Raw genomic sequence first — 4,877 nt, forward strand, 5'->3', positions numbered from 1 at the left:
TTCCCCGCCCTGGCATACCTCGCCCGCGACATCCGCCCCCTCGGAGCTGATCGCCGCGCCGCATTCCTTTCCCCCCCCCCCCCCCCCCCCACCCACCCCCCCCCCCCCCCCCCCCCCCCCCCTCCCCCCCCCCCCCCCGCCACACCGGAGGGAACACCATGGCACAGCCTGCAACGGAGCCGGCGAAAGGCTCACGTTCCACCCCGTCACCGGAGCACACGGAGGACGCCGTCACGTCCGTGCACCCGGTCGACGAGAAGCTCCACCCCTCGCGGCTCGTCCCCGCCGCGCTCCAGCACATCGCCGCCATGTACGCGGGCGTTGTCACTCCTCCGCTCATCATCGGCCAGGCCTGCGGACTCGACCTGGAGGGCCGCACCCGGCTGATCGCCGCGAGCCTGCTCATCGCCGGTGTCGCGACCCTGCTCCAGACCCTCGGCGTGAAGGGCTTCGTCGGCAACCGCCTGCCGTTCGTCAACGCCGCCTCCTCGGCCGGTATCGCGCCCATCCTCGCCATCGCCGAGACGAACAGCGAGGGCGGTCAACTCCCCGCCATCTACGGCGCGGTGATGGTTGCCGGCGTCTTCTGCCTCGCCGTCGGCCCGTTCTTCGGCCGTCTGCTCCGCTTCTTCCCGCCCCTGGTCACCGGCGTGGTCATCACCCTCATCGGCGTCACGCTGATGCCGGTCCCCGTCGGCTGGGCCCAGGGCGGAGACGAGAGCGCCGCCGACTTCGGCTCCATGGGCAACCTCGCGCTCGCCGCGTTCACCCTCGCCGTCATCCTCGTCATGCAGCGCTTCGGCAAGGGCTTCCTCAAGCAGGTCGCCCTGCTCTTCGGCCTGCTCGTCGGCACCCTGGTCGCCATCCCCGTCGGCATGGCCGACTTCAGCGCCCTGAAGTCGGCGCCGGTCGCCGCGCTGCCCACGCCCTTCGCCTTCGGCGCCCCCGAGTTCCAGCCCGCCGCGATCCTGTCGCTGTGCATCGTGATGCTGGTCCTGATGACCGAGTCGTCCGCCGGCATGCTCGCCCTCGGCGAGATCTGCGACCGCCCCGCCGACGCCAAGGTCATCACCCGCGGCCTGCGCACCGACGGCCTCGCCACCCTGGTCGGCCCCGTCTTCGGCGGCTTCCCCACCTCCGCCTTCGCGCAGAACGTCGGCGTCGTCACCCTCACCCGGGTACGCAGCCGCTACGTCGTCGCCGTCGCCGGCGCCACCCTGCTCGTCCTCGGCGCCTTCCCGGTCCTCGGCGCGGTCGTCTCCTTGGTCCCCATGCCGGTACTCGGCGGTGCGGGCATCGTCCTCTTCGGCTCGATCGCCGTCAGCGGCATCCGTACGCTGTCCGAGGCCGGTCTGGACGACAGCTCCAACATCATCCTGGTGGCCGTGGCGCTCGGCGCGGGCATCATCCCGCTGGCCGCGCCGACCTTCTACGCCGAGTTCCCGGCGTGGGCACAGACGGTGCTCGGCTCCGGCATCAGCGCCGGCGCGCTCGTCGCGGTCTGTCTCAACCTGTTCTTCCACCATCTCGGCACCCGGAGCCGCACCACCGTTCCGGCACTCAAATCCTCCTAGGGTCCTGCCGTGCCCTCCCCGTGGGTACTCAACTCCCGCCCACGGGCCCACTGAAAGAGAAGGAAGCAGCATGGCAGCATCATCGGCAGCAGAGCGCGCGGCCGGGCACGCGGCCGAGCGTGTGGTCATCGAGAACTGCGCGATAGCCACGGTGGACGCGGGCGACACCGAGATCGCCTCGGGACACCTCGTCCTCGCCGGCAACCGGATCGAGTCGGTCGGCGCGGGAGGGGCACCCGAGGGCCTGGAGAACGTGGTGCGCCGGATCGACGCGACCGGCCACCTGGCCACGCCCGGCCTGGTCAACACCCACCACCACTTCTACCAGTGGATCACCCGGGGCCTGGCCACCGACCACAACCTGTTCGACTGGCTGGTCGCCCTCTACCCGACCTGGGCGCGCATCGACGAACCGATGGCGTACGCGGCGGCCCAGGGCTCCCTCGCCATGATGGCCCGCGGCGGTGTCACCACCGCCATGGACCACCACTACGTCTTCCCGCGGGGCTCCGGCGACCTGTCCGGCGCGATCATCCGCGCCGCCCGCGAGACGGGCGTCCGCTTCACCCTCGCCCGCGGCTCCATGGACCGCGGCGAGTCCGACGGCGGGCTGCCGCCGGACTTCGCGGTGGAGAGCCTGGACGACGCGCTCGCCGCCACCGAGGCCACCGTCCGGGAACACCACGACGCCTCCTTCGACGCGATGACCCAGGTCGCCGTCGCGCCCTGCTCCCCCTTCTCCGTCTCCACCGAACTGATGCGCCAGGGCGCCGAGTTGGCCCGTCGCCTCGGCGTACGGCTGCACACCCACGGCTCGGAGACCATGGAGGAGGAGGCGTTCTGCCACGAGCTGTTCGGCATGGGCCCGACCGACTACTTCGAGTCCACCGGCTGGCTCGGCGAGGACGTGTGGATGGCGCACTGCGTCCACATGAACGACGCCGACATCGCCGCCTTCGCCCGCACGGGGACCGGCGTCGCGCACTGCCCGTCCTCCAACGCGCGACTGGCCGCCGGCATCGCCCGCGTCCCCGACATGCTCGCCGCCGGCGTCCCGGTCGGCCTCGGCGTCGACGGCACCGCCTCCAACGAGTCCGGCGAACTCCACACCGAACTGCGCAACGCGCTCCTCGTCAACCGCCTCGGCGCCCACCGCGAGGCCGCGCTGAACGCCCGCAAGGCGCTGCGCCTGGGCACCTACGGCGGTGCTCAGGTCCTCGGCCGGGCCGCCGAGACGGGCTCGCTGGAGCCGGGCAAGCTGGCCGACCTGGTGCTGTGGCGGATGGACACCCTCGCCCACTCCTCGATCGCCGATCCGGTGACCGCACTGGTCCTCGGTGCCGCGGCCCCGGTCACGGCGTCGTTCGTCAACGGCCGCCAGATCGTCGAGAACGGCCGGCTGCTCACGGTCGACGAGGACGCCGTCGCCCGCTCCACCCGGGACGAGGCGCGGCGGCTGGCACGCGTCGCGGCGCAGGGCTGAACCACCGCGGCAGCTGAACACCGACAGGCCGCAAGGCACTTGAGCTCCGGCCGGGAGGGACGGCTCCCGGCCGGTAGCCGTGGACCCGAGCGGGGTCCACGGCGGCCGTCTCCGGGGCGTGCGCCCATGCGTACGCCCCCGGAGCGGTCACCGTTTCCCCGAACGGTCCGTCCCGGTCCCTCCCCCACTCTCGACTTCGCCCGAGCGGGAGGTACCCCATGCCCACCCGCACCACCTCCCTGACACCCGCGTCAATGCCGACGTGTACCCGACCGGAGGAACGCCGCCGTGGCCGACCACCCTGTTGACGAGAAACTCCCGCCACTGAAAATGGCGACGACCGGCCTGCAGCACGTGGCCGCCATGTACGCCGGAGTCGTCGCCCCACCCCTGATCGTCGGCGCGGCCATCGGCCTGTCCGCGACCGAACTGACCTTCCTCACCGGCGCCTGCCTGTTCACCGCGGGCCTCGCCACCTTCCTGCAGACGCTCGGCATCTGGAAGATCGGTGCCCGGCTGCCCTTCGTCAACGGCGTCACCTTCGCCGGTGTCGCCCCCATGACCGCGATCGTCGCGTCCACCGAGGACAAGTCCGACGCGTTGCCGATCATCTTCGGCGCCGTCATCGTCGCCGGACTCATCGGCTTCTTCGCGGCCCCCTTCTTCAGCAAGGCGATCCGGTTCTTCCCACCGGTCGTCACCGGTACGGTCATCACCCTGATCGGTATATCCCTGCTGCCCGTGGCCTTCGGCTGGGCGCAGGGTTCCAGCCCCGAGGCCGACGACTTCGGGTCCTCGACCAACCTGGCCCTGGCCGGGATCACCCTCGTCGTCGTCCTCCTCCTGCGCCGCTTCACCCGGGGCTTCGTCAAGCAGATCGCCGTGCTGCTCGGCCTGGTCGCGGGCACGCTCATCGCGATCCCGTTCGGCGTCACGGATTTCGGGCCGGTCGCGGACGCGAGCGTCGTCGGCTTCCCGACGCCGTTCCACTTCGGCGCCCCGCAGTTCCAGCTCGCCGCGATCCTGTCCATGTGCGTGGTGATGGTGGTCTCGATGACCGAGTCCACCGCCGACATGCTCGCCCTGGGCGAGATCGTGGACCGCCCGGCCGACGAGAAGACCATCGCGGCCGGCCTGCGCGCCGACACCCTCGGCTCCGCGCTCAGCCCGGTCTTCAACGGGTTCATGTGCAGCGCCTTCGCCCAGAACATCGGCCTGGTGGCGATGACGAAGATCCGCAGCCGCTTCGTCGTGGCCGCGGGCGGCGGCTTCCTGGTCCTGATGGGCCTGTGCCCGATGGCCGCCTCGCTCATCGCCGTCGTACCCCGGCCGGTGCTCGGCGGTGCCGGAGTGGTGCTGTTCGGCTCGGTCGCGGCCAGTGGCATCCAGACCCTGGTGAGGGCGAGCCTGGACAAGGACAACAACGTCCTGATCGTGGCGGTCTCCCTGGCCGTCGGCATCATCCCGATCGCGGCGCCGGAGTTCTACCACTCGTTCCCGGAGAACGCGAAGATCATCCTCGACTCGGGTATCTCGACCGGCTGTCTGGCAGCCGTCCTGCTCAACCTGGTGTTCAACCACATCGGCGGCCGGGGGCGGGACGCGGAGGACGTGACCCATCCGATGGAGGCGGGGACGGAGATCACCGAGGCAACGGCGACCCGGGCGCCCGCCACGCCGTGACCCGAGGGCATGACGCGGAAGGGGGGGGGGGGGGGGGGGGGGGGGGGGGGGGAGGCGGAGGGGGGGGGAGGGGGGGGGGGGAGGGAGACCGGGGAGAGAGGGGTGGGCTGGCCGAACTCCTCCTTTGTGGCGCTGGG

General features: G+C 71.7%; 3 protein-coding genes. All 3 read left to right on the forward strand.

Annotation, left to right across the window (positions count from 1 at the left end):
• Positions 1-158 precede the first annotated feature (158 nt).
• The 3 genes from ACZ7G3_RS18310 (at position 159) to ACZ7G3_RS18320 (ending at position 4,740) form a co-directional block, all read left to right on the forward strand.
• Positions 159-1,574, forward strand: a complete 1,416-nt coding sequence (locus ACZ7G3_RS18310) for a nucleobase:cation symporter-2 family protein (protein WP_470926708.1) — start codon at positions 159-161, stop codon at positions 1,572-1,574.
• 70 nt (positions 1,575-1,644) lie between these two features.
• Entirely contained in the window at positions 1,645-3,057 is a 1,413-nt protein-coding gene (locus ACZ7G3_RS18315; protein WP_470926710.1) for an 8-oxoguanine deaminase, read from the forward strand.
• Between the two features lie 288 nt (positions 3,058-3,345).
• Positions 3,346-4,740, forward strand: coding sequence for a nucleobase:cation symporter-2 family protein (locus ACZ7G3_RS18320; protein WP_470926712.1), 1,395 nt, complete (start codon positions 3,346-3,348; stop codon positions 4,738-4,740).
• Positions 4,741-4,877 lie beyond the last annotated feature (137 nt).

The sequence above is a fragment of the Streptomyces sp. NPDC037271 genome (assembly GCF_055603605.1).